Here is a 24,551-nt window from a genome sequence, read left to right on the forward strand (position 1 = left end):
AAAGCCGCCGCAGTCATGCGGTTATGATCGGTTCTTCTCGTGGCAGGTCGTTCTATTCGGCCCAAACGGTTATCAGTCAGACGGAAACAGTTATATGTTCGAAATGACCCAAACAATTATATAATTGAATGTTGACTTCCGGACAGATACCGATTCGGACCGCGATCGGCAATCGGTTCGAGGCCGGTCGTCGTTCGAATTCGAGCGGTTATACGGGGGAAATCGACTCATGCAAGACGGAGATACGGCGTATCTGTACGAACTCGCTCGTGACTCCAGAGAACAGGAGTTACTCGAGTACCTGACGGAAGCGAACGATCCAGTCGTCCGGTACCGGGCAGCGGAATTGCTCGGCGGCCTCGAGACGGGGACGAGTCCGGAACTCGAAGAACGCATCGGGGCAGCGTTACTTCGGGCCGTCCGGACGGACGATCGAAACGAGGTCCGTGCCGCCGCGATCAACGCGATGTACCTCCGCGAGGAAGGATATCTGGACCGGTTACTCGCGGAGGTCACGGCGGCCGGTCCCGACGGAACACCGGAGTGGATGGGAGTCGACCGAACCGCCGACTGGCTCGACACCGACTATCCCGAGTTCCGACTGATCGCAGCCACTGCCCTCGGACGGATCGGCAGTGACGCCGCGACGGACGCGCTCGTCGGTGTGATCGGCGATCCGGACGTACGCGTCAGAACCAAAGCACTCGGGGCGTGTGCCAGGATCGGTGATCCAAGCTGTATCGACGCGGTCGCGTCCCGACTGGACGATCCACAACGACGCGTTCGTCGTACCGCCGTCATGTCGCTTGCTTCGATCGGGACAGAGCGGTCGATTCAGGCGCTTGCGTCCGCAGCACGGTCGGGTAGCGAGGACGTCCGCGCTATCGCGATCGGTTCGCTCGATCAGTTCGGCTCTCCAGCGCCGCTGCCGCTCTTGCTCGACGGACTCGAGGACAGGTCCGAGCAGGTTCGCCGGACTGCGGCACGAACGCTGCTCGAACTGCTGGCCAACGCTCCCAGCGACCGGAGCCACGAGGTTCGCCACGAAATCGCCGAGCGGATCTGCGATGCAGCCCCGCCGAATCTGCCCTCGGAACTCCTGGCGATCCTGGACGAAAATCAACCGCAGTACGTTCGACGGAACGCGACCTGGTTGCTCGGGCACGTTGCCGAACACGGGGTAGAACTGCCGGACGAGAGCGTGGACTATCTCGTCGAAGCCCTCGACGATCCCGACGAGATCACTGCAGAGTTTGCACTCTCGACGCTGGCCGAACTGGACGACTCCGGACTGGTCGATCGACTCGAGGCGTTCGTAGACCGCGACGATCTCTCCGGGGCTGCGAAGTCGAGAGCCGAGTTCGTCCTTCGAAAGCAGACGACTCGCGGTCCATCGCGGAAAGCAGTCGTCGACTCTGTGGAGTACACCTACGTCGCCGAACCGTTCGATTACACGGCGAAAAAGCGGGGACAGGGAGCGGGATCGTGGATCGAATCGACAGAATGAGTTCACGAATCCGAACACGGCGACAGAACGAACGAATCGGAGCACGGCCGAACCTGCGTGTTACGGTCCAGCGACGGCCGTCCGGAAATGCGTCACTCGAGGATGACCGAAAACGATGACTGACATACCGCCGAAAGCGACGTTGCAGCGTAAAACCGACGTAACACACAGCTGGAGTTGCCGTCGATGTGAGTTCGCCGTCTGGTCGCAAACGCGAGACGTGGTACGGGAAGCAGTCCGTACCCACCTGTTCGACCACAACGAACGGGCACTCTCCAGGGAAGGCTACCAGTTCCGCTGGAACTGCCCCCGCTGTGGCGCGGCCAGGGCGAAACACGAGAAGGAAGACGCTGTATGGTCGTTCGAACAGCACCTCTTCGATCACGTCGAACAACAGCTCGAGACGGACACCCACGTCACTGACGAGATCGGATCGGCGGGCAACGCCCTGGTACTGTCGTCGCCGGAGCGGGCAAACGACGCCCGCATCCACTTCTTCGACTCCTGTGACGTTGCGATTCTCGTGACGACTGCAGTCGCGGATCGACTGCGATTGCTCGCGGAACGAGGCTCGTCGTGGCCGGATCGAACGATCGTTCTGACGACGGAAGAACGACCGCTTGCGTCGGTCGACGACCTCGATCTTCGCGACGTCCCACTCGAGGTCGTCGAACTGGATCGGACGCTCGGACTGGACGAGGTCGGGGAGACGATCTCGCGTGTCATCGCCGAACACAACTCGCCGAACGCGGACGTCTCGCTTGCCTTCGACATGCTTTCGGAGGTGCTCGCGACGAACGACCTTGAGCCGGCGTTTACGTTCTTCCACCTGCTCACGGAGCGAGTCGAAACCGCCGACGCGTTCGCTCACTTCTACTGTGACCCAGACACGACGGCCGCACCGACGATGAACCTGCTCTCGGAACTGTTCGACGCTCGCCTCTCCGTGACGGAGGACCGATTCGTTCTCGAGTCCTGACGGGCGAATCCAGTGGCCGGCTACCGTTCGTATCCACTATCCTGATTGTCGCCGTCCTCGAGAACGAGTACGGCCACTCGGTTCGGCCCGGCATCGAGCCGAGACCACCTCACTACTCGAGCGGAATCGATCGTAGAGAGATTGTATCGACGGCCTATGGCCAGTGATACCACGCCCACCACCAAGATTTATCAGCGAGAACGTGGCCGATCCGAACGATGACGGAATCGCCGATTACAATCGTATGTCACGTCCGTGCGCCCTTGCTCCTGGAACCGGTCGACAGCCAGGTCGAGACCCTGCAGGCGTGTGAGTCCGAGGGAACGGTCGACGACCTGCTGCTTCGAAGCTGGCCGAAAGAAGTCACGCGGTCGGAGACCAGTCCCCACCAGGAGGTCCTCGAGACGTTCGAGCGATTCGAGTCGTGGGCCGACCGCCGCGGCGTGAGCATTCGTCCGCCGTTCAGAGAACGCACGAGGACCTCGCTGACCGGCGAGACACGGGAGCTGTTGATGACGCCGCTGCTCTGTCTCGAGGTCTACGAGGACGACGAACTGGTCGGCGTGTTCCCCCACTCCGACGACGAGACCGACGAGACCGCCACGACCGACGAGGCCATCGCCACGCTTCGAACTGGCGAGGTGCCGACGCCGCTGGGCGAACTGCCCACCGAATCCGCAGGCGAGAACGACGGGACCTGTCCCGACTGTGGCGACCAGTTAGTCGACGGCCAGGGGCTGTTCGCCTGCCGGGAATGTGGCTGGCTCGGAACGGTCGACGATGCCGGTCAGTTCGTCTCGCAGGAGTCGCCGACTCGAGCGGAAGAGACGCCGACGATCCCGTAGCCGGATAGCGAGGGTGTTGCTTTCGATACGACGGACGAGTAGCCGACCTACTCCTCGACGAGGTCGCCGCTGTACTCTGCCTCGAGTGCAACGGTCGTCCCGTCATGAACAGTCTCGAACGAGTCCGCATCGGCCCCGAACGTCGACTCGAGACGTTCCTCGTCGACCCGCTCTTCGTCCGCGTAGGTGACGACCGTCCGGGCCGTGGCGTCGCCACCCTCGAGCACCGAGAGTTGCTGGTAAACGCCGTTCGCGCCCGTGAACCCACCGAAGGAGAGAGTCAGAGTCTCGGCCTCGGCCGGATCGTCGATGGTCTCCTCGTCGAACTCGTCGTCGGTCGTGTACAGTCCCAGCGTGATCCCGGCCGGTTCGCCGGTTCGGAGGAGTTCCTCGAACGCCTCGTCTCCAGCGGGTGCCGAGTCCCGTTCGTCGGCTGCTGTCGCGACCGTTCGCTCGACCGCGTCGACGGCATCGAACTCGTCGCCGGTCTCCAGTTCCGCCCCGTCGTAGGAGAAGACGAAGGCGTCGTCGGTCACACCGACGACCTCACCCGCGTTCGGCCACGTATAGACGGCGTACTCGTCGTCCGTGACTTCGGGCTCGTATCCCGCCTCCTCGAGTCCCTCCGCGAGTTCCTCGGCGTCGTAGTCGCCGGCCAGCGCGTAGACGCCGTCGACAAAGACGAACGTCTCCTGGCCGTCACTCGTCCGGTTGTGCTCGACGTAAGCGCCGAAACTCGGAGAGTTCGAGAGCAACTCGAGGCCGTACAGACAGTGAAGTGCGACAACGACGGGATTGCCGAGCAGCGGATCCGTCGGCTCCTCGGCCTCCGTCGCGTCGTCGGTGTCTAACAGCGCGTTCATGGTCTCGAAGTCGATTGCACCGTACAGATACTCCGTGTCGTCTACCTCGGGAAGCGTCCCGGCGTACGACGGGAGGTCACCGTCGGCGGCGATCGCTGCTTCGTCTACCGCTTGTTCTTCGGGCTCTTCACTCGAGTCGGAACAGCCAGCGAGCGATACCGATGCGACACTTGCTCCCAACAGGGACAGTGCTGTACGTCGATCCAGCGTAGTCATCTTCTGGTCGTGGTCGATAAGCCCACATCATTGTGACGGCCTTTTCGCTCGAGCGAACTGTTCGTAAACGGTATACTAGTTACTCGTACTAGTTATCGTATCTAGACTAGTAGTAGTTCTAGACTAGAGATGGGGAGTTAGCAACCAAATCTGATGTTGCAGGTGGAAAATCGCTGGTGCTTAGGAGTCGTGTCCGTCTCCAAAGATCACGACTCGTCGTCGCTCGGTTCCGGCCGTTCCGTCGCTCGGCGGAGCAGACCGAGGAGCGTATTCGCCTCGCGATCCGTGAGATCCGCCCGGCCGTACACTCTCCGGAGCATTCGCATCGTCTTCCCCCGTTTCTCCTCGGGATGGTTGATCGCCTCGAGTAGCTCTGCCCACTGATCGTAAAGTCGATCTATCGTTGCTTCCGGCGCTCGGACACGTTCGACGTCGGGAAGTTGTGTGCCGTCATCGTCGAGCGTCAGCGTTCGAAGTTCGTAGAGGGTGACGGTCGCGGCCTGTCCGAGATTCAGCACGGGATACTCGGCGCTGGCCGGAATCGAACAGATCTCGTCAATCTCGGCGAGTTCCTCGTTGGTCAATCCGACGCGTTCCCGGCCGAAGACGAGTGCAGTCGGTGCATCGACCGTCGGCAGTCGATCCGCAAGTTCCGCCGGCGTCGAGAACGGAAACCGGACGTGACTCCGGTCGTCCTCGTTCGTGACCGCCGTACAACCGATGGTGTGGTAGTTCGAGACGAGTTCCTCGAACGTGATCTCCGTGGCGTTCGGGAGAATATCTTCTCGAGCATGGCCAGCGAATCCGTAGGCCTCACCGTCGGGATCGAGTTCGGGCGGATCGACCAATAGCAGATCCTCGAACCCGAAGTTCTTCATCGCCCGAGCGATCGTTCCGACGTTGCCCGGCGACTGGGCGTCGACGACGGCGACCGCTGGCGTTCGACGATCCGTCCCGGACGGCGTTTCGCTCATCCCTTCGATATGGACTCGAGTGTGGGTTACCGGTTTCGGTTCTCGGAAGTGCAGTGCTCGTCACGGTTGACACACACACCACCCTCGCGTTTGTAAGCGCACTAGAGGGTGGGGGAGTTCTGATCAGGAACACACCACCGTCGCGGATGAAAATTCTCGGTTATGACCTACCCAAATCGACCAAATCGGGAGTTCGGTCGAACCCCACCCACCGTTTCGGCGTTACATCCGCGACGGTGGTGTGGGTGTCGTCCGGATTCTCGAGAAAACCACTTCGATCACCAACGGACGCGTCACGTCCCAGCGGCCGAAAATTTCATTTCGAGAGTTTTTTCCGCTTCGGACCTCGGACCGAACCTCGCTTCTATCCTCTCTCGGGCCCGTTTTCGACACTTACATACGCGAAGGGGGTGTCGGTGTCGAACGGCGAGTAAGCGATCCATACGCGTCCCCGATTAGAAGCGCGATATGGGCCGTTCCAGACACTCTCTCCTAGCCTAGTCAAATTCCGGCATTTCGACCGCCAAATCGACGGATTTACATCCGCGACCGATCCCTATACTTTTATTTCAGTCCGGTTGGTAGGCTCTCGGTACTGCAATGTCCGCGAACGACGATCGTGATCCCCTCTTCCAGTACGACGATCCGGTTTTCGCCGACGAGCGACTGCTCGAGATCACGCACCTGCCCGGGCCGGACCGGATCGTCGGTCGTGACGAGCAGATGCAACGGGTCGCGGACGCCCTGAATCCGGCTATTTTCGGGAGCGAGCCCAACCACCTGTTCATCTTCGGCAAGACCGGAACCGGCAAATCGCTGATTTCGCGGTCGGTCACTCAGCGAGTGATTTCGGAGGCCGAACACGACGGCGTCACCGTGAAATACGCCTTCATCGACTGTGGAGAGCAAAACACGGAAGCATCGATCATCAAGACCATCGCTCAGATCGTCAACGAACCGGACGAGAGCGGCATCACCGTCCCTGATCGTGGTCTGGGAACCGGCGACTACTACAAACGGCTCTGGCAGGCCGTCGACGGCTGTACCGACGTCACCATCGTCATTCTCGACGAGATCGACATGCTCGAGGACGACGAGGTCCTCAGAAAGCTCTCGCGTGCGGGCGAGAACCGGCGCATCTCGGACTCGAGCATCGGCATCATCGGCATCTCGAACAAGATCGACTTCCCGGATCACCTCTCGGAGCGGGTCAAGTCCAGTCTCTCGCGGGACGAACTCGTCTTCCCGCCGTACGACGCGAACCAGCTCGTCGAAATCCTCGAGAAACGACGCGACGCGTTCCACGACGGCGTCCTCTCGGACGACGTGATTCCGCTTACTGCGGCACTCGCGGCCCAGGAACACGGCGACGCGCGCAAAGCGATCGACATCCTTCGAAACGCAGGCCGTATCGCAAAGAAGCAAAACGACGACGCGGTCACCGCCGATCACGTCCGTGACGCCAAAGAGAAGACCGAGGCCGACCGGTTTAACGAACTCATCGAGGGATCGCCCCAGCAGGCCAAAGCCATCCTCTACGCCCTGACGATCCTCACCGAGAACAGCACCCAGAAGGAGTTCCCGACGAAGATCATCTACAACCAGTACAAGGAGATCGCCCGACAGCTCGACTTCGACGTGCTCTCCGAGCGCCGGGTCCAGGAGATCCTCCAGGAACAGAACTTCCTCAACGTGATCCAGTCCGAACGCGAGGGACGCGGACGCGGTCGCGGCGCACACGCCAAACATCGACTGCTCGAGAACCCCTCGATCGTCAAGAAGGTGCTCCTGCGAGACGCCAGGCTCGCGGTGCTCGAGGACGACGACTGATACAAACTGACGGCGCTCGAGGACGACAACTGAGCACCCTCGAAATTCGTTCTACTGGTTCGCCGGAACCGCGTCTCATTTCAGTCTCCCTTCCTCACTCGAGGTATGAACACCGTCGACGCCGCGGGGCTGGAGATCGGCGACGGCCACCCGCCCCGTATCATGGGCGTGTTGAACGTCAGCGAGGAGTCCCCGTACGATCCGAGCGTCTACGACGATCCGGGCGAAGCAGCCCAGTACGTCGACGAACAACTCATCGACCAGGGTGCGGACATCGTCGATATCGGCCTCGAGTCGGCGAACAAACGCTTCGAGGTCCTCTCGGCTGAGGAGGAACTCGAGCGACTCCACGTCGCCCTCGAGACGATCGAGAGCGTTTCCGGCGACGCCGTCTTCTCGATCGAGACCCGCTACGCTTCCGTCGCGGACGAGGCGCTCTCGCAGGGGTTCGACATGGTCAACGACATCTGTGGGTTCGCCGACCCGAAGCTACCGGCCGTCTGTGAGGAGTACGACGTCGCCGTCGCGAAGATGGCGAGTCCGCCTGACCTCGAGCGGCCGGGCGCGGTCGAGGAGACCGACTGGAAGCGACGCAAGTCGGCGGACTGGGCAGCGGAAGCCGATTACGTCGATCAGGTCTACGAGGCGCTCAAACAGAACGGACTTACCGACAAGACGATCGTCGACCCCGCCTTCGGTGGCTGGAGCGAGGCCCAGACGCTCGAGGACGATCGGGAGACGTTCCGCAGGCTCCGGGAGTTCCGTGCGCTCGGTCAGCCGATGTTGGTTTCGATCAATCGGAAGAACTTCCTCGGAGATATCGCCGGCCGCGATACCGAGGAGCGACTGCCGGTCAGTCTGGCAGCCACCTCGATGGCCGTCGAACGTGGTGCGGACGTCGTCCGAACCCACGACGTCGCTGAGACCCGCGACGCCGCCCTGATCGGTGACGCGTTCGCCGATCGAGCGACCGTTACGAGCGATGGCGTCACTATCTCTCGGTTGGAGGCCCAGTCCGACCGTGAACTTCGTCGACACCTCGAAGAGCGAGACGTCGATCCCGACGAGGTCGACCGCTGGGGGTCCCAGCTGGTCGAAATCGAGGGTCTTGCCGTCGACGAGCGAACCCGCCTGACCGAGGCTGCCGCCGACGCGAACGTCTCGACGTACCCCACCCCCGGTAATGGCGTCTTACTGGCCGGGACACCGTCGGCGTTTTCAGACATTTCGACGTTTTTAAAAGTCGAAAACGGCACTGACAGCACTCCACTCGAGGAAATAGAGAATATACTACAGTAAGAGAAAGCTTATGGCGGATGCTTCGAAACAGGGGAGTGGACGCCGGGCGGCCTCCCGGGTAGGGGTACTTCGGAGGCGACCCCCGGCCCACAACACAGAATTATTGGGACATTACTCGCCCAGTGGCGACGCTTGACTGGTTACTGTCCGCTGAACTACCGGATAGCTGTCGGGTTCGAACTACAGCGAATTCGCCAGTGTACGAACTACAGCTAACTCACCAGCGTCCGAACTATCGCCCACCCGCCACAGCAAGAACAATCGCTGACTCGCCAGAGTACGACCTGCCACCTAACCGCCAGAGTACAACCTGCCACCCAACCGTCAGTCTCGAGTAGTTCGACTGCAAACCACCACTGATGGAGTTCGACGACTGGGAGCCGGTCTACGAGGAAATTCTCGCGGACTTCGGCTACGACCGAACCGGCGACGAACGGGCACGAGACGTCCTCGCGTCGCTGACCGATCCGTTCGACCTCGAGACGCTACCATCGGTCGACAACAGCACTGTCGCCGTCGCCGGCGCTGGGCCGTCGCTCGAGGACGACTCGGCACTCGAGCGGGCACGCCGTGCCGATACCGTATTCGCGGCGTCGACGGCAGCCGACGTTCTCGGCGCAAACGACGTGGCCGTCGACTGCATGGTCACCGACCTCGACAAGAACCCGGAGACTGTCCGTCGACTGACCGAGCGAGGGATTCCGGTCGCGGTCCACGCACACGGCGATAACGTCGATGCGATTCGATCGATCGTCCCCGACTGTTCGGACGAGTACGTCCTTCCGACGACGCAGGCAGCCCCACGAGACCACGTCAGGAACTTCGGTGGCTTCACCGACGGCGACCGGGCGGCCTTTCTCGCCGACCACCTCGGCGCTTCCCGACTCGAGTTCGTCGGCTGGGACGTCGACGACCCCGCCGTCACGGAAACGAAAGCGCGCAAACTCGAATGGGCCGAACGACTCCTCTACTGGCTAGAGAGGCGACGAGGAGAGCGGTTCGACGTGCTGGACGGGCGACGCGACGGACTCGAGATAGAGCCACTCCCACTCACCGAGGAGTAACGGCTACTGAATCCGGTACTCGACGATATCGGCACAGCCACAGGACGGACAGTCGACGTGGTGGGATTCGATCGACTTTCCACACCGCCGGCACTCCTCGATGGTGGTCACGTCGTCACCCCGGAAGAGAACCCGCTTGACGGCTTTTCGCATCGTCGACGTCGTTGCGCGCTTCGATTGCTTCTGGCTGACCATAGAGTACCCGAATCGTATATCACAGTTCGTTATACTCTCGTTAACCGGAAAGTCAGGAATTCGTTGGTGTCTCGAGTCGACCCGTATGGACTCCCGTCAGTCATCGACGGCCCAATCGCGAACTATCCTGTGGCTACGCCGGTAAACCGTCGGTGGATCGTTTCAGTTTTCGGGTGCCAGCGCGTCGATCGTCGTCTCGATCTCCTCGGTCGTGGCACCGCGCGGGAAGCCGACGGCGATGTCGTCGACGCCGTCGATTTCCGCGAACTTCTGGAGTTCCTCGCGGGCGCGTTCGGGCGTCCCGGCCGCGCTCGTCGCGTCGAGCAATTCGTCGGAGATGCAGTCGAGCGCCTCTTCGCGGTCGCCGCTTGCCCACGCTGCGGCGATCTCGTGAGCTTCCTCCTCGTATCCCTGGCGGGACAGCGACTCGCGGTAGTAGGTTCCCATCGCGCCGACGTAGAAGGCCATGTGTTCGCGGGCCAGCTCGCGCGCGCGTTCACCGTCCTCGAGCGCACAGGCCGTCAGCGAGAACGTGACGCGAACGTCGTCGGGGTCGCGGTCACCGAGTTCGATCCCACGCTGGAGGTCCTCGAGTCGTTCCTCGAGACCCTCGGGGGTGAAGACGATCGCGTGCCAGCCGTCGGCGAAGCGGCCGGCGAGTTCGACCGACTTCGGCCCCATCCCGGCGGCGTCGATGAGGACGGGTTCTTCGGGCGGATCACAGCGAAGTCGGAAGCCCGACAGCGAGAAGATATCGCCGTCGTAGTTGACGGTCTCGCCGGACAGCACTTCCCGGATGATGTCGACGTACTCGCGGGTGCGACGCAGCGGTCGGTCGAAGTCGACGCCGTGCCAGCCCTCGATGACGGCAGGGCCGCTCGGTGCGACCCCAAGCCGGAACCGTCCGTCGGAGACTTCCTGCAACGTCGCCGCGGTCTGGCCGATCAGTGCCGGCGATCGGGAGTAGACGTTGACGATGCTCGGTCCGAGGCCGATCGTCTCCGTCTCGCGTGCGATTTCCGTGAGCACGGTCGGCGCGTCCCGGCCCCACGTCTCGGGGAGCCAGGCGTACTCGTACCCGCGCTCTTCCCCGCGTTTGGCGAAGTCGACGATCGACTCGATGCTGGGCTGTGCTGCGACCGGTAGGTGAAGACTTCTGTCGGTCATCCCCTCGAAAAGACACAGTCAACTCTATTAAAGTTCCCCCGCGAAAACGACGTTCGCCGAACCGGTATCCGCTTGAGATCGACGATCGATACGACCGGCGACGATCAGAACAGGGCGTCTAGCTCGCCGCCGGTGTCCATCAGCGACGCGAACTCGTCCTGGGAGTTCGCCTGGACCGTCTCGGCGGTCTCCTGGGCTTCGATCGCGACCTGCTGGAGCTGGTCGACGCGTGGCACGTCGGTCACGCCCGACAGGAGGACGATCGCACCGACCTCGTTACGATCCGACAGCGGGTAGTCACCGCCGCGGATCTCCATGCTGCCGGTTTCGTCCTCGAGCCACTGGCGTCCGCGTTCGACGCCCTTGCGGTTCAGGTGCTCTGCGGGCCCGGTGGCGACGACCAGCCCGCGATCCGCACTCGAAACGTCACAGGGAAGCGTCAGTCGGCCCAGCGTCGCCTTGCGGACGAGGCTGGTCATCCGGTTGGTCGCCTCGCCCTCGTCGAACCCCTCTTCGTCGCGCAACGACGAGAGGAGCCCACCGCTCGAGTCGACCGTCTCGCGAGCGTACCCGATCGTCGAGACGCCGCCTTCCAGGGTGTTTATGATCTCGGAGGAGTCGACGACGCTCTCTGCGACATCGTCGTCCTCGTCGACCTCGCCGGCGGCGAAGAGGAGGCCGAACCGTTCGACGATCTCGCGGTTGATCCGGTCGTAGCCGTCCTCGACTGACTCGCCGGCGCTACGCCAGACGTCGTTGTCGAACACGAGCAGGTTGTCGACCTCGTGGACGAACGTCTGGAACGAACGGGCCGCGTTGAGGGTGTAGATTCCGCCCTCGTCCGTTCCGGGGAGGATGCCGAGCCCGTAGACGGGTTCGGTGTAGATTCGCTTGAGGTGTTTCGCGAGGACCGGCGCGCCGCCGCTTCCCGTGCCGCCGCCCATACCGGCGACGATGAGGAACGCGTCGATCTCGTGGACGGGAACCCGGTCGATCGCGCCCTGGATCTCGTCGATGTCCTCTTCGGTCACGGTCGCGCCGAGTTCGTTGTCGGCGCCGACGCCGTGTCCTTTCACGCGTGCCTGTCCGATGAGAACGCGGTTCTGCTGGGGAACGTGCTCGAGTCCGTGGAGGTCCGTCGTCGCGGAGTTGACGGCGATAGCCGTCTCGACGAACCCGCCGTCGATCGATGCGTCGTACGCCAGGAACTCGTCGACGACCTTCCCGCCTGCCTGTCCGAAGCCGATAAGTGCGAGTTTCATGGTTGTCTCTCGTGGCCGCTCTTTCCCGTACGCGATAGCGTCGTTCGTGCCCGAGATAGCTCGGCGTTCACGTCCGGGAGTGGGGGAGCGGGTGCCACGACTCGAACCAACCCGGTATCGGCCATTGTTATGGCCTTCGTATAGAGGAAGAAAAGACGTTCATCTATTCGTGACATTCTCTTACTCGTTATAGTCGTGGCCTACCGAGAATCATACTTATCTGACCGTCGTGAAATATAATATTTTGGAGGTACTGGTCGGCCCACGCCGTCGACCGGTCGTCTGGCCGAAGTTGTCGCTTCGAGAGTAAGTCCTATACTTCGTGGTGGCATACCCCCACGGACATGGAAGAGGTCGCACCGGCGACGACGCGGCGAGGGCTCCTCGCGAGTGTCAGCGCCGTCACTGTGAGTTCCCTCGCTGGCTGTTCGGAGCGGTTCTGGTCGCGGGCGGAGAACGTCGGCCCCGATCAGGTGTCGCTTACCATCAAGACGGTGCCAGCGGACGACGACGTCGCCGCTGCCACTATCATGAGTCGCCTCCGCGAGAACTTCCGGGAGGCCGGAATCGCCGTCACTCACGAACCCGTCCCCAAACCCGACATCTATCGTGACGTCCTCCTCGAGGGTGATTACGACGTGTTCGTCCTCCGGCACCCGGGACTGGATGACTACGATGGGTTACGGGAACTGCTCCACTCGGATTTCGTCAGCGAACTCGGCTGGCAGAACCCGTTTCGCTTCTCGGATCTGACTGCCGACGACCTCCTCGAACAACAACGACTGACGACCGGCGACGACCGACGCGAGGTCGTCGCGGAACTGATCGAGTATCTCGGTGAGACCGCTCCCTACACGACCGTCGCGTTCCCCACTCGAATCGGTGGCCGACGCGACGCGCTCGACGTCGACCGTCCGCCACGCTGCTCGATCGAGTACCTCGATCTCATGAGCCGCCAACTGGATGAAGGACCCAGGGAAGGGCCACTCGAGGTCGGCGTCTTCGGCGAGGGAATGGCCGAACGGCTGAACCCGATTTCCGTCGATTACGACGGGATCGACGGGTTGCTCGGACTGCTGTACGATCCGCTCGCCCGGCGAGTAGACGAGCGTCTGCTCCCGGAGGACGAGGATACGGACGAACGCGACTCTACCTACGTCCCGTGGCTTGCCGAGGAAATCGCCTGGGACGACTCGTCGGACCAGCTCCGGGCCGAAGTCACGCTCCGCGAAGGACTCGAGTGGCACGACGGCGAGAGCCTCGACGCGAACGACGTGGTGTTCACGATGCGATTGCTTCAGGATACGTCGATGGGCGAGATCGAAGACGGGCTCCCAGCACCCCGATACCGGAGCCGACAGACGGTCATCGAAACGGTCGACGTCCTGGACTCTCGGACGGTTCGACTTTCGTTCGGTGAGACGGTTCGACCGGTCGCCGAGCGGGTATTTTCGCTGCCTGTGCTGCCGGAACACGTCTGGGGGCCTCGTACTAACGTGGTCGCCGACCACCGGACCGAAGTGCTGACGAGCGACAACGAGAACCCGGTCGGCTCCGGCCTCTTCGAACTCGAGACGGTCGGAATGGACGAAATCGTCCTCGAGCCGTTCTCCGACCACGTGTTCCGGGACGAGGACGCCGATCGGCCCGACGTCATCGAGGATTTCTCACAGTTTTCGGGGATCCGGTTCCAGATCAATCCGAACGTCGGTTCGATGCTCGACTCGCTTCTCGAGGGTGACATCGACGTGACCGGAGACAACGTTCCCCCGGGGAACGCGGACGCGATAACCGGCCACGACGAGGTGTCGGCGATTAGCACTCCGACGGACTCGTTTTACCTGATCGGCTACAACCACCATCACTCGGAACTCGGAAACCCGCGGTTCCGGGTGATCCTCTCGCGGCTGATCGATCGCAGTCACGTCGTCTCCGACGTCTTCGACGGGTTCGCCGACGCTGCGACGTCGCCAGGATCGCTCGTCGGTCTCTCCGAAAGCGAGTTCGACGTCGACGCCGATATTCCGATACTCGAGTTCCCTGGCTCCGACGGCGAACTCGACGTCGAACTCGTCCGGTCACTGTTCCAGGACGCCGGCTATCGGTACGAGGACGGCTCGTTGCTCGGTTGAATGGTTCCCGCTACCTCGAGTAGTGACGGCTCGTCGGGATCGAGCAACCAATCGATATTAATGCCGTTTAGTTCGTAGAGCACACGAGAAGGGATGGCTCTCGCCACTGTCGTTCTCGAACTCGCAGTCGTGGTGACGACGATGCTCGTGACCACGGCGCTGGTCGTGGTCGGTCCGCGACGGTTAGCGGCGGCGCTGACGGACGTTCGATGGCGACTCCAGATGTGCCTGCTCCCGCTTGCGGCACTCGCCGTCGTCTTGTTACTTCGATGGGGGACGGTCGACGTTGCGATCCGACTGGAGCGCCGGGTCGTCGGCTACAACATCACGCCGTACCTGTTCGAACTCGAGCGCGTGGTCTTCCCCGAGAATCCCGTCGCCGTCCTGCAGTCGTTCCAGTCGCCCGAACTGACGTCGTTTTTCGTGTTCATCTACATCTACGGCTACGCGTTCCTGCTTTTGTTTCCCTTCGTCGCGTACTTCTCCCTCGAGGAGATGGAGGAGCTGTCGACCCTGATCCTCTCGTTTACGGCCAACTACGGGATCGGACTGGTGTTTTACGTCTTCTTCATCGCTGTCGGGCCACGAAACATCGCGCCGGATTTATTCGAGCCACTGCTGTACGACGCCTTTCCACAGGCAGGGTTTCTCACCTATCAGGTGAACCAGCCGACCAACGTCTTCCCCTCCCTGCACACGTCGCTGTCGGTGACCGTTTTCCTCCTCGCCTGGCTCACCCGCGACAAGTATCCGGCGTGGGTTCCGATCGCCGGTATCCTCGCGCTCAGCGTCTTGCTCTCGACGATGTACCTGGGAATCCACTGGTTCTCCGACGTCGTTGCCGGTACCGCGCTGGCTCTCGTCAGCGTCTATATCGGTCGCAACTACACCGTCGCAGGCATCCTCCGCGGCGTTCGCGACTACGTCGACTCCCGCCTCGGACGCGAGGGTCAGCCCGGCGGGGAGTGACACTCGAGTGACGTGCCGGTAACCGGGTACTTTCGATCCTCGAGTCCACAGTTCACGTATGATCGTCCACTGGCACCGACGGGACCTGCGGGTGCGGGACAACTGTGGACTCGCCCGCGCTGTGGCAGCCGACGAGCCAGTCGTTCCCCTGTTCGTCTTCGATCCGGTCGTCCTCGAGCACGCCTCGCCAATCCGGGTCGCGTGCCTGCTCGAGGCCCTCGAGTCACTCCGGTCGTGGTACCGCGACCGCGGAAGCGACCTGCTGATCGCACGCGGCGACCCGAGCGACGTTCTCCCCCGGATCGCCGCCGAATACGACGTCGACGCCGTCACCTGGAACGAAGACTACAGCGGCCTCGCCCAGGAACGAGACAGGGCCGTTACTGCGGCACTCGAGGACGAGGGAATCACGCCGGAGACGACCCACGACGCCGTCCTCCACGAACCCGGCTCGATCACCCCAAACCAGGGCGAGTACTACTCCGTGTTCTCGTACTTCTGGAAGAAGTGGCGCGACCGCGAGAAGCAAGCACCGCTCGAGCCCCCAGCCGAGAACGACCTCGCCGACGTCACGGGCGAGCCCCTTCCCTCGGCTGCCGACCTCGGGTTCGACACTCCCGACGCGACGCCGCTGACTGTCACGCAAGAGGCGGCACGCGAACGCGTTACGTCGTTCTGTTCGGGACCGATCTACCGCTACGACGAGAACCGGGATGTTCCTGCGGCCGGCGCAACCTCGCGACTCTCGGTCCACTACAAGTGGGGGACGATCGGACCGCGGGAGGTGTACGCGGCGACCGAACGTGCAGCCGAACGCGCCGAGACGAGCACGGCACGCGACGGCGTGACCGCGTTCCAGCGACAGCTTGCGTTCCGCGAGTTCTACGCACACGTGCTTTCGTTCAACCCCGAAATCGTCACGGAGAACTTCAGCGGCTACGAGAGCGAAATCGAGTGGCGAAACGACCCCGGTGAACTCGCCGCCTGGAAAGCCGGCGAGACGGGGTATCCGATCGTCGACGCCGGGATGCGCCAGCTTCTCGAGGAGGGGTGGGTTCACAATCGCGTCCGGATGATCGCGGCCGCGTTCCTGACGAAGGATCTGCTGGTCGACTGGCGGAAGGGGTACGACTGGTATCGGCGAAAACTCGCCGACCACGAAACCGCAAACGACGTCGGCGGCTGGCAGTGGTCCTCCTCGACGGGGATGGACGCCCAGCCGTACTTCCGGGTGTTCAACCCGACGAAACAATGTCGAGAGTACGATCCGGACGGCGAGTACGTTCGTCGGTACGTCCCCGAACTCGAGGGCGCGACCACCGACGACATTCACGACTGGCCGACGCTCTCGGCCGAGCGCCGGGAGTCGGTCGCGCCCGACTATCCGGCGCCGATCGTCGACCACGACGAACGCCGAGAGCGTGCGATAGAAACTTTCGAACGCGCACGGGGAGACGATTGAGTCGACCCAATACTCGTCGCCCGAGGGCGTACCCGCAGCTTTATCCTGCTATACTGATAGGATACGTACATGGAAGCGCTCAACACTCGCATTCGCTATCTCTGGATTGCACAGGGGGTGATCCTGGCGGCCATCCTGGGCGTCGTGCTCGCGGCCGTCGATCAGTGGATCGTCACGGTCCCGACGGCCGTCCTCGGTGGAATCGTCGCGGTCGTCCTCCTCGCGGGAACCGCGTACGCGATTCGCCTCTACCAGATCTGGCGGTTCGAACTCCAGTCGGACGCGCTGTATCTCGAGCGCGGCGTCGTCACGTTCGTCGAGACAGCAGTGCCGTTCGTTCGCGTCCAGCACGTCGACACACAGTTCGGCCCGATCGAGCGTGCGCTCGGTCTCTCGAGCGTGGTCGTCTACACCGCGGGATCGCGGAACGCGGACGTACGGATCCCGGGGCTGACCCCCGACAGGGCACGGGAACTCCAGGACACGCTACGGGACCTCGCCGTCGAGAGCGAGGCCGACGACGCAGTCTAATATGAACCGGCTCCATCCACTCAGCGCGCTCACGTACGGCCTCCAGTACGGGTTCATCTGGCTCTGGATTCCGGTCTTTCTCGTCGTCGTGCTGGCTGGCGTCTTCGATCCGGTGAGTGCCGCCTGGTTCCCCATTGCCGCACCCATCGGATTCCTTCTCGGCGCGGCGTACGGTGTCGCCTACTACTACCGCTTTGGCTACGAGATAACGTCCGATACTGCCGACGTCTCTTCGGGGGTCTTCGCCCGTCGCTCTCGTGAGATCCCGTACGGTCGGATCCAGAACGTCGACATCAGACAGAGCGTCTTTCAGCGTCTGCTCGGTCTCGCGACCGTCTCGATCGAGACCGCAGGTGGGGGCAACACCGAAGCGACGCTGAACTTCGTCAGCGAAGACGAGGCGAACCGTCTTCAAAGCGAGATCCGACGACGCACTGCCGAGGCGAAGGGGCGACGACAGGAACGGAAACGCGACCGTCGTGCGGCCGCCGACGCCGACGCGCAGGCCGACGCCCCGACCGACGTCGAGGGCGAACACGACGAGTACGCCGAACCGGTCGAAACCGATCGGGAAACCGTCGACGACGCGACTCGCGTCCCCCCGGACCCAGACGACGTCGACGATCACGAACCCGCGGCTGACCGGGAGCCAGCCGTCGGATCGGACCCGACGACCCATCCCCGGAAACAGCGGCTGTTCGACCTCGAGGCCAGGGAACTGCTGCTCTATTCGTTCACCTCGTTCCGACCTGCGGCCGTCGCTGCAGTCCTGTTTATCTTCTTTCTCGCGACTGACCAGATCCTCGAGTTCTTCGTCACCGCTGCCCAGCCGTTCGGCGGACCGGCCGACCTCGAGACCGGCGATACGGGAAGTTACGGCATCCTGTCGATCGTCTCGGCGATCATCAGTATTCTCGTCACCTACCTGCTCAGCGTCGCGTACACGTTCGCGACGTACTACGACTTCCGGCTCGGGCGGGTCGGCGAGGACTTCGTCTACGAGCGCGGACTGCTCCAGCGCTACAGCGGCTCGATCCCCTCTGAGAAGGTACAGTCGATTACGGTCACCGACAACCCGATTCAGCGCCTGATCGAGTATGCCGGACTCTGGGTCGAAACTGCCGGCTACGGCCCCGAGAGCAACGGCGGGAGCCAGTCTGCAGTGCCGCTGGCCCAGCATCGACGGGTCTACACGTTCGCGGAGAACCTCACCGGCGTCGAGACGCCGAAGTTCGAGAGTCCACCACCGATCGCCCGCCGGCGATATCTGGTCCGGTACTCGCTGCTTGCGGCCGCGTTCGTCGCAGTCGCGTTCGGCGCCGCCTACACGACGGCGTTCGAGGGCTGGTACTTCGTCGCGGTCGTCTTTCTGGCAGTGCCGCCGGCAGCCCACCTCCGATACGTCAACCTGGGCTACTACGTCGGCGAGGACCACCTCGTGATCCGCGGTGGCTTCTGGCGGCGACGGACGACGGTGATTCCCTACTACCGAATCCAGACGGTCTCGACGCGGCGGTCGATCTTCCAGCGGCGACTCGGTATCGCGTCGCTGGTCGTCGATACGGCCAGTTCCCGCACGTTCTTCTGGTCGCCGACGACGATCTACGATATCGATCTCGAGGACGCACGAGACGTTCACCGAACCAGCCGCAAGCGCCTCCAGACGGCGCTGCAAGAACGGGCGGCCGCCGACGACGTCGGCCTCTCCGTCGACTTTACCTGAACGCGTACAGTCCGGCCACGTCCGCGGTTTCGGTGGATTTTACCCCTCCGCCCGCGACGCTCCGCGTATGGGAGACGAATACCGAATCGAAGAGGACAGCCTCGGCGAAATGGAGGTTCCGGCGGACGCCTACTGGGGCGCCCAGACCCAGCGTGCGATCCAGAACTTCCCCATCTCCGGAATCTCGTTTGGCCGACGGTTCGTCCGCGCACTCGGCGTCGTCAAGAAAGGTGCTGCACAGGCAAACCGCGATCTGGACCTGATCGAGGACGACGTCGCAGAGGCGATCGTCGAAGCCGCAGACGAGGTCATCGCCGGCGAACACGACGACCAGTTCCCGGTCGACGTCTTCCAGACCGGCTCCGGCACCTCCTCGAACATGAACGCAAACGAGGTCATCGCCAACCGTGCCGCCGAGATCATGGGCGCGGAGATCGGCGACCGCGTCGTCCACCCGAACGACCACGTCAACTACGGCCAGTCGAGCAACGACGTCATCCCGACCGCGATGCACGTCGCCTCCCTCGAGGCCGTCGAGAAAGACGTCATCCCGGCACTCGATACGCTTCGTGAGTCGCTCGAGCGCAAGGAAGAGGAGTTCGACGACGTCGTCAAGACCGGCCGCACGCACCTTCAGGACGCGACGCCGGTCACGCTCGGCCAGGAGTTCGGCGGCTACCGCACGCAGATCCAGAAGGGACTCGACCGCGTCGACAAGGTACGAGACCACCTCGCCGAACTCGCACTCGGTGGCACCGCGACGGGAACGGGGCTGAACACCCACCCCGAGTTCCCCGGCCGCGCCGCGGAGTACATCACCAAAGAGACCGGCGTCCAGTTCCGCGAGGCCGACAACCACTTCGAGGCACAGGCCGCCCACGACGCCATGAGCGAGGCCCACGGTGCCCTTCGCGTCGTCGCTGGATCGCTCAATAAGATCGCCAACGACCTGCGCCTGCTCGCTTCCGGGCCCCGCAATGGTCTGGGCGAACTCGAACAGCCGGAGAACCAGCCCGGATCTTCGATCATGCCCGGCAAGATCAACCCGGTCGTCGCCGAGGCCGTCAACCAGGTCCACAAGCAGGTCGTCGGCAACGACGCCGCAGTGTCGGCCGGCGCTGCCGAGGGTCAGATCGACCTCAACCTCTACAAGCCCGTGCTGGCCCACAACTTCCTCGAGTCCGCGGAACTGATCTCGAACTCGAGTCAGGTCTTCGCCGAGCGGTTCGTCGATCCGCTCGAGGCAAACGAGGAGTACTGTCGTGATCGCGTCGAGCAATCGATGGCGATGGCGACTTCGCTGAACGTCCACATCGGCTACGACAAGGCCAGTGAGGTCGCGAAGACCGCGCTCAAGGAGGACAAGACGGTTCGAGAAGTCGTCCTCGAGAAAGGCTACCTCGACGAGGAGGAGGCCGACGAAGTGCTCGACCCCGCCGCGATGACCGAACGCGGTATTCTCGGTCAGGACGACTGAACGGCTACGAGCCAGTCTGACGTCTCGAGTCGCTGTCGCTGTTTTCGATTCGTTTCGCTCAGTAACTGTCGGATTCGGTTTAGCTCGGGTCTGTGTGTTCCTGAACCCCCACGACGGCTGTTCTTGACAGCCGACAATGTACTTGAGTCATAGTAAACAGCGTATTCTGTAACTCTTTATTCCGAGCACATTCGACGTAAACCAGCGCATAGGGCCCTAATCACTGCCGAATTCAACGTAATAAACGAATCCAAGCAGTTTTGGTGGATGCTCGCGTCAGACGAAATATGCACACTTGTCGTAACTGCAACCAGTCCTTCCAGACTGAGCTCGCCCTCGAGTTACACCGGGACACCTGCAAGAAGGGCCAGCTCTTCTGTCAGGAATGTGGCGACCGGTTCCAGGAGGCCGACGCGACCCAGGACGGGTGGCACTACGAGTGTCCAAGCGAGGACTGCGACGGCGAAGGACTCCAGGAAGACCTGTATCAGGTAGAAGACGTACGAACTGCGACTCACTAACTCTCGACGTTCTCTGTATCCGACTGGCAACGTGTTCTTCTCTCTCGAGTTACTACGTCACATGTGAACGTAAATCAGGGATCTGGGTCCTCGAGTAGGGCCCGCTCGAACAACGAACTGACCGATCCTCGAGCAGCCAGGTTCGGACAGGCGATTACGGCGACGTTGCTGCTCGCCGGGGTCGCACTCACCGAGTCGGCGTTCGTCTACGTAGTGGCCCTGATTCTCGGGCTCGCGGTCGTCTCCGGCTGGCGACTCGACGCATATCGGTTGCTCTGGCAACACGTCGTGGTTCGCGTGGTCGGTCGGCCCGACGAACTCGAGGCTGCGGCACCACATCGCTTCGCGAAGGTCCTGGGTGCGGTCGGCTCCGGCGCTGCGACGCTTTTCTTGCTCCTGGGTTCCCCAACTGCCGGATTCGCTCTAGCTGCACTGGTCGGGTTACTCGCGGCGCTCTCGGCGACGACTGGATTCTGCCTTGGCTGTCGGATGTACCGGCAGGTGTCGTTCCTGCAGTCTCGAGACGTGCTGTGACCGGCAACTCGAGGCTACCATCGATATAGCGATATAGAATTTACAAACCGGGTTCAAAACGGGCGTGGCAGCGACTGAAATTCGAAGAGTGCGGCATATAGGGCTTCTCGAGCCCGATTTCGCGAATGTAGTTTCGGTGACTTTCGGATAATCGTCTCGAGACGCTTCTTCGACGACCGTCTCGACAGTTGGCGACGTTCGATCCGTACTCCTCCCTGCGCTTCGATCGTTGCAGATCGCCTCGAAACGGCCGATGCCACTATGCAGGCAACCACTCCTCTGCCGACGAAATCGGCGACAGTCGGCCGCTGAGACGCACTGAAGGACCTGCAGCAACCGATAACTGCGGCCACTGACGGCCCGACGATGACTTTCGGAGATCCGTAGCACTGGACCGAGACGACAGCCACACTAGGAACGCCGACGGCTGGCCTCCAACCTCTTGATCTGCGAACGCCAGGAACTCCCAGTGTTCGATACGACTCGTACCGATCACTGCGACATTGTAGGTAGCTCTGTTTGCCGAGCTGGGGCCGAGTTCAATACTCGTTCACTATAGTAGCCACTGTAAGTCAGTTCACACCTGATCGCACAGTTGTCGTGCGATCAGTGTGTGAATCGTTGCAGTCCTTAGTATCGCGACTGTCGACAACTCCGATCACTCGAGTCCTCCATCGGAAACTTTCCCGGCGACTGTGGCCACTGTGAAGACGAATCCTACCCAAATCTATATCTCGAATTGTGGGGCCACATATCTGATAATGAAATCCCAGAATGTGGTCTCCTCATATAGAAAATACGTACTGGTGGTGCTACTTTTGAGAGGAAATTCGGTCTACAAAAAGAGATAAACTCACTTAGCCCGAATAACGGGAAGATTGAAGGTCACGGCGTTTGATCGGTCACGTATGAGCGACGCTGCGGACACCTCCAGGAAGACGGTCAAGACCTACGTCCCTGCCTACCAGAAAGAGGAGTGGCAGTCCCACGCCGACGACCTCGACATGAGTCAAAGCGAGTTCGTCCGGACGATGGTCCAGGCGGGGCGCGCGGGGTTCGAATCGGGTCGTGAGGAACCCACTTCTCCGGACCCAGACCCTGGGGGTAACGGCCTCGAAACACGTGTCCTGAAATTGCTACAGAATGACACGTACGACTGGGACGAACTCCTCGAGGCAGTCAGCGACGACATCGAGTCGCGACTGGACGACGCACTCGAGGAACTCCAGGCGCGAAACGAGATCAGGTACAGCGGACGCCACGGCGGATACACCACTGTCGGTGATAACGATGGCGACTGATCCACGCGGCACCCAGGTTCCGGAGGAGGTAGAGGATCCGATCGAGTACTTCCTCGACGACCAGCGGTATCACGGCAAGAGCGAACGCACCCTCGAGGCCTACGACCGGGTGCTCCACGAGTTCGAGGCGTTCCTTCGAGAGCGATTCGACGGCGTCGAGGGTCCCCGTGACGCCGACCGCCGGGAGTGTATGGCCTGGATTCACTCCCTGCGGGGGGAGTTCGAACCGAGTACGATCGCCACCTACGCCTCCTACCTCAACCGCTTTTACGACTACATGAACCGCGTCGGCGTCTTCGAACACAACCCGATGGCGCTCGTCATGGAGGAGATGTCCGAATCGATCGACACCGATCCGACTCGACGGGACGTCTCCGTTCCCGAGATGCAGTCGTTCGTCGACTCAATCTCCCATCCCCTCGAGCGGGCCATCGTCGTCACACTGCTGAAGACGGGGATGCGTGTCGGCGAACTCTGCAACCTCGATCTGGAGGATCTACACCTCGAGACGCCCGAAATCGACCTCGAGTGGGAGCCACGCGTCCACCTGGATCGGCGGCCGGATTCGATCTTCGTCTCCTCGGAGCCTGCCCGCGGGAAGAGCGTCAACGACGAGGTACGGACCGCCTCGAACAAGCGAAAGCGCGACACGGTGGTTCCCGTCGATGACGAACTCCAGTGGGCACTGATCGAGTGGCTCGCGATCCGGCCGGACGCGGTCTCTCCGGCCCAACCTCTGTTTCTCGACACCGGCGAGTCGTGGGGACAGCGCCTCGAGCCGTCGGACGTCCGCTACATCGTCAAGAAACACGCTCGAGAGCGGGGATGGTACCGAACTGGCGGCGGTACGACCGAGAACGTCACGCCCCACTACTTCCGGCACTTCTTCACGACGCACCTCCGGGATCGAACCGGTGACCGCGGTATCGTCCAGTATCTCCGCGGAGACGTCGCGAGCGATGTGATCGACACCTACACGCACAACTGGGGCGACCGGGTTCGGGATACGTATCTCGAGTGTATCTACTCGGTGACCGAGTAGTAGTATCGATCGAATTCGCTCATTTCGCCCCCTCTGGAGCTTCTATTCTGCTCTCAGTGCGTATTACTCGTGCTCGACCGCCACCTTGTAAACTGTATATCGCTATAGCTATGGTGGTTCTATCGACGGGTTTTCTCCAGTCACAATCCAGATTCAGAAATCGGCCCGCGAACGGGGCAGTACCTGTATTTTCCCGTCCTGCAAAAGAACTGGTCGGTCAGTCCGTTCGGATCGACCGACCTGTCGTGCTTCCTCGATCCCCGGTCTCGTTCGAGAACGCGACGATACCTAGACTGCCTCGTCACGCGACCCGACCGCGTCAAAAATTTGGGGGACGAACCCTTCCGCGAGCGGTGACAGTTCGTACACGCGGCTCCCGCTGTCGCGGAACTTGCCAACGAGTCCGGCGTTCTCGAGTTCGTCGAGGTGGTGGTACAGGTCGTTCTGGCGTCGATCCAGCAAGTCGGCGAGTTCACCGCTTCGAATCTGTCCCTCCTCGGCGAGCAGATAGAGGATGGTAAACCGCGTGGGTTCACCCATCACCGACAGTCGGTTGGCCTCTCGGTCGAGGTCGAGTGCTCCCGCGAGCAGTTCCGATTCGACGCGTTCCCGTGCTTTCGTCCGGTCGTCGTGGGAAATCCCGCGATCGGTCATATGC

The 24,551-nt window shown here is 62.1% G+C and carries 22 protein-coding genes; 16 read left to right on the forward strand and 6 right to left on the reverse strand.

From position 1 onward, the window contains the following. The first annotated feature begins 229 nt into the window (after positions 1-229). The 3 genes from BLR35_RS18515 to BLR35_RS18525 all read left to right on the forward strand — a co-directional run bounded on the left by BLR35_RS18515 (position 230) and on the right by BLR35_RS18525 (position 3,331). A complete protein-coding gene (locus BLR35_RS18515) occupies positions 230-1,507 on the forward strand; it encodes a HEAT repeat domain-containing protein (protein WP_090385406.1) in 1,278 nt (425 codons plus the stop codon). Positions 1,508-1,727: 220 nt separating this feature from the next. Further along, a complete protein-coding gene (locus BLR35_RS18520; protein ID WP_244510285.1) occupies positions 1,728-2,486 on the forward strand; it encodes a DUF7504 family protein in 759 nt (252 codons plus the stop codon). Between the two features lie 218 nt (positions 2,487-2,704). Continuing rightward, positions 2,705-3,331, forward strand: coding sequence for an HTH domain-containing protein (locus tag BLR35_RS18525; protein WP_090385410.1), 627 nt, complete (start codon positions 2,705-2,707; stop codon positions 3,329-3,331). Between the two features lie 47 nt (positions 3,332-3,378). Here the strand turns inward: BLR35_RS18525 and BLR35_RS18530 are convergent, their stop codons facing one another. Then, on the reverse strand, positions 3,379-4,410 hold the full coding sequence (locus BLR35_RS18530; protein ID WP_090385413.1) for a hypothetical protein: 1,032 nt from the start codon (positions 4,408-4,410) through the stop codon (positions 3,379-3,381). Between the two features lie 206 nt (positions 4,411-4,616). Then, complete coding sequence (locus BLR35_RS18535) at positions 4,617-5,384, reverse strand: RNA methyltransferase (RefSeq protein WP_090385417.1); 768 nt, start codon at positions 5,382-5,384, stop codon at positions 4,617-4,619. A 600-nt stretch (positions 5,385-5,984) separates the two neighbouring features. Here BLR35_RS18535 and BLR35_RS18540 point away from each other — a divergent pair. From BLR35_RS18540 to BLR35_RS18550, 3 genes are all read left to right on the forward strand, one after another. Next, positions 5,985-7,214 (forward strand): Cdc6/Cdc18 family protein, encoded by a 1,230-nt coding sequence (locus BLR35_RS18540; protein ID WP_090385420.1) that lies wholly within the window; start codon positions 5,985-5,987, stop codon positions 7,212-7,214. A gap of 105 nt (positions 7,215-7,319) precedes the next feature. Then, positions 7,320-8,513, forward strand: a complete 1,194-nt coding sequence (gene folP / locus BLR35_RS18545) for a dihydropteroate synthase (RefSeq protein ID WP_090385422.1) — start codon at positions 7,320-7,322, stop codon at positions 8,511-8,513. Positions 8,514-8,872: 359 nt separating this feature from the next. After that, complete coding sequence (locus tag BLR35_RS18550) at positions 8,873-9,577, forward strand: 6-hydroxymethylpterin diphosphokinase MptE-like protein (RefSeq protein ID WP_090385427.1); 705 nt, start codon at positions 8,873-8,875, stop codon at positions 9,575-9,577. A gap of 3 nt (positions 9,578-9,580) precedes the next feature. Here the strand turns inward: BLR35_RS18550 and BLR35_RS18555 are convergent, their stop codons facing one another. From BLR35_RS18555 to BLR35_RS18565, 3 genes are all read right to left on the reverse strand, one after another. Beyond that, on the reverse strand, positions 9,581-9,730 hold the full coding sequence (locus BLR35_RS18555) for a hypothetical protein (RefSeq protein WP_342027647.1): 150 nt from the start codon (positions 9,728-9,730) through the stop codon (positions 9,581-9,583). A gap of 204 nt (positions 9,731-9,934) precedes the next feature. Further along, a complete protein-coding gene (locus BLR35_RS18560; RefSeq protein ID WP_090385432.1) occupies positions 9,935-10,939 on the reverse strand; it encodes a TIGR04024 family LLM class F420-dependent oxidoreductase in 1,005 nt (334 codons plus the stop codon). A 104-nt stretch (positions 10,940-11,043) separates the two neighbouring features. Beyond that, positions 11,044-12,201, reverse strand: coding sequence for a tubulin/FtsZ family protein (locus BLR35_RS18565; protein ID WP_090385435.1), 1,158 nt, complete (start codon positions 12,199-12,201; stop codon positions 11,044-11,046). 344 nt (positions 12,202-12,545) lie between these two features. On the opposite strand from BLR35_RS18565, the gene BLR35_RS18570 reads away from it, so the two are divergent. The 10 genes from BLR35_RS18570 (at position 12,546) to BLR35_RS18615 (ending at position 23,893) form a co-directional block, all read left to right on the forward strand. Next, positions 12,546-14,333 carry an ABC transporter substrate-binding protein gene (locus tag BLR35_RS18570; protein ID WP_090385438.1) on the forward strand — a complete coding sequence of 596 codons (1,788 nt, stop codon included), beginning with the start codon at positions 12,546-12,548 and terminating at the stop codon, positions 14,331-14,333. A 93-nt stretch (positions 14,334-14,426) separates the two neighbouring features. Continuing rightward, complete coding sequence (locus BLR35_RS18575; RefSeq protein ID WP_090385440.1) at positions 14,427-15,302, forward strand: phosphatase PAP2 family protein; 876 nt, start codon at positions 14,427-14,429, stop codon at positions 15,300-15,302. Between the two features lie 58 nt (positions 15,303-15,360). Then, positions 15,361-16,764 carry a cryptochrome/photolyase family protein gene (locus BLR35_RS18580; RefSeq protein ID WP_090385442.1) on the forward strand — a complete coding sequence of 468 codons (1,404 nt, stop codon included), beginning with the start codon at positions 15,361-15,363 and terminating at the stop codon, positions 16,762-16,764. 69 nt (positions 16,765-16,833) lie between these two features. Beyond that, complete coding sequence (locus BLR35_RS18585) at positions 16,834-17,295, forward strand: PH domain-containing protein (protein ID WP_090385446.1); 462 nt, start codon at positions 16,834-16,836, stop codon at positions 17,293-17,295. A gap of 1 nt (position 17,296) precedes the next feature. Continuing rightward, entirely contained in the window at positions 17,297-19,018 is a 1,722-nt protein-coding gene (locus tag BLR35_RS18590; RefSeq protein WP_090385449.1) for a PH domain-containing protein, read from the forward strand. A gap of 67 nt (positions 19,019-19,085) precedes the next feature. After that, positions 19,086-20,495 (forward strand): class II fumarate hydratase, encoded by a 1,410-nt coding sequence (locus tag BLR35_RS18595; protein WP_090385451.1) that lies wholly within the window; start codon positions 19,086-19,088, stop codon positions 20,493-20,495. Between the two features lie 287 nt (positions 20,496-20,782). Then, a complete protein-coding gene (locus BLR35_RS18600; protein ID WP_090385454.1) occupies positions 20,783-21,016 on the forward strand; it encodes an HVO_2901 family zinc finger protein in 234 nt (77 codons plus the stop codon). 63 nt (positions 21,017-21,079) lie between these two features. Continuing rightward, positions 21,080-21,550, forward strand: coding sequence for a DUF4395 domain-containing protein (locus BLR35_RS18605; RefSeq protein ID WP_090385456.1), 471 nt, complete (start codon positions 21,080-21,082; stop codon positions 21,548-21,550). A 908-nt stretch (positions 21,551-22,458) separates the two neighbouring features. Further along, positions 22,459-22,851, forward strand: coding sequence for a DUF5805 domain-containing protein (locus BLR35_RS18610; protein ID WP_090385458.1), 393 nt, complete (start codon positions 22,459-22,461; stop codon positions 22,849-22,851). Beyond that, on the forward strand, positions 22,841-23,893 hold the full coding sequence (locus BLR35_RS18615) for a tyrosine-type recombinase/integrase (RefSeq protein WP_090385461.1): 1,053 nt from the start codon (positions 22,841-22,843) through the stop codon (positions 23,891-23,893). Before BLR35_RS18610 ends, BLR35_RS18615 begins: the two co-directional genes overlap by 11 nt. 288 nt (positions 23,894-24,181) lie before the next feature. Here the strand turns inward: BLR35_RS18615 and BLR35_RS18620 are convergent, their stop codons facing one another. After that, positions 24,182-24,547: an ArsR/SmtB family transcription factor gene (locus BLR35_RS18620; protein WP_090385463.1), complete on the reverse strand. Its 366-nt coding sequence runs from the start codon at positions 24,545-24,547 to the stop codon at positions 24,182-24,184. Positions 24,548-24,551 lie beyond the last annotated feature (4 nt).

This window comes from Natronobacterium texcoconense, assembly GCF_900104065.1.
Classification (GTDB): Archaea; Halobacteriota; Halobacteria; order Halobacteriales; family Natrialbaceae; genus Natronobacterium; species Natronobacterium texcoconense.

Coding starts and splice junctions, on each gene's coding strand:
- BLR35_RS18620 (WP_090385463.1), bottom strand. CDS start 24,547: ATGACCGATCGCGGGATTTCCCACGACGACCGGACGAAAGCACGGGAA.
- BLR35_RS18615 (WP_090385461.1), top strand. CDS start 22,841: ATGGCGACTGATCCACGCGGCACCCAGGTTCCGGAGGAGGTAGAGGAT.
- BLR35_RS18570 (WP_090385438.1), top strand. CDS start 12,546: ATGGAAGAGGTCGCACCGGCGACGACGCGGCGAGGGCTCCTCGCGAGT.
- BLR35_RS18540 (WP_090385420.1), top strand. CDS start 5,985: ATGTCCGCGAACGACGATCGTGATCCCCTCTTCCAGTACGACGATCCG.
- folP (WP_090385422.1), top strand. CDS start 7,320: ATGAACACCGTCGACGCCGCGGGGCTGGAGATCGGCGACGGCCACCCG.
- BLR35_RS18580 (WP_090385442.1), top strand. CDS start 15,361: ATGATCGTCCACTGGCACCGACGGGACCTGCGGGTGCGGGACAACTGT.
- BLR35_RS18610 (WP_090385458.1), top strand. CDS start 22,459: ATGAGCGACGCTGCGGACACCTCCAGGAAGACGGTCAAGACCTACGTC.
- BLR35_RS18590 (WP_090385449.1), top strand. CDS start 17,297: ATGAACCGGCTCCATCCACTCAGCGCGCTCACGTACGGCCTCCAGTAC.
- BLR35_RS18515 (WP_090385406.1), top strand. CDS start 230: ATGCAAGACGGAGATACGGCGTATCTGTACGAACTCGCTCGTGACTCC.
- BLR35_RS18600 (WP_090385454.1), top strand. CDS start 20,783: ATGCACACTTGTCGTAACTGCAACCAGTCCTTCCAGACTGAGCTCGCC.
- BLR35_RS18565 (WP_090385435.1), bottom strand. CDS start 12,201: ATGAAACTCGCACTTATCGGCTTCGGACAGGCAGGCGGGAAGGTCGTC.
- BLR35_RS18525 (WP_090385410.1), top strand. CDS start 2,705: ATGACGGAATCGCCGATTACAATCGTATGTCACGTCCGTGCGCCCTTG.
- BLR35_RS18530 (WP_090385413.1), bottom strand. CDS start 4,410: ATGACTACGCTGGATCGACGTACAGCACTGTCCCTGTTGGGAGCAAGT.
- BLR35_RS18560 (WP_090385432.1), bottom strand. CDS start 10,939: ATGACCGACAGAAGTCTTCACCTACCGGTCGCAGCACAGCCCAGCATC.
- BLR35_RS18535 (WP_090385417.1), bottom strand. CDS start 5,384: ATGAGCGAAACGCCGTCCGGGACGGATCGTCGAACGCCAGCGGTCGCC.
- BLR35_RS18575 (WP_090385440.1), top strand. CDS start 14,427: ATGGCTCTCGCCACTGTCGTTCTCGAACTCGCAGTCGTGGTGACGACG.
- BLR35_RS18555 (WP_342027647.1), bottom strand. CDS start 9,730: ATGCGAAAAGCCGTCAAGCGGGTTCTCTTCCGGGGTGACGACGTGACC.
- BLR35_RS18550 (WP_090385427.1), top strand. CDS start 8,873: ATGGAGTTCGACGACTGGGAGCCGGTCTACGAGGAAATTCTCGCGGAC.
- BLR35_RS18595 (WP_090385451.1), top strand. CDS start 19,086: ATGGGAGACGAATACCGAATCGAAGAGGACAGCCTCGGCGAAATGGAG.
- BLR35_RS18585 (WP_090385446.1), top strand. CDS start 16,834: ATGGAAGCGCTCAACACTCGCATTCGCTATCTCTGGATTGCACAGGGG.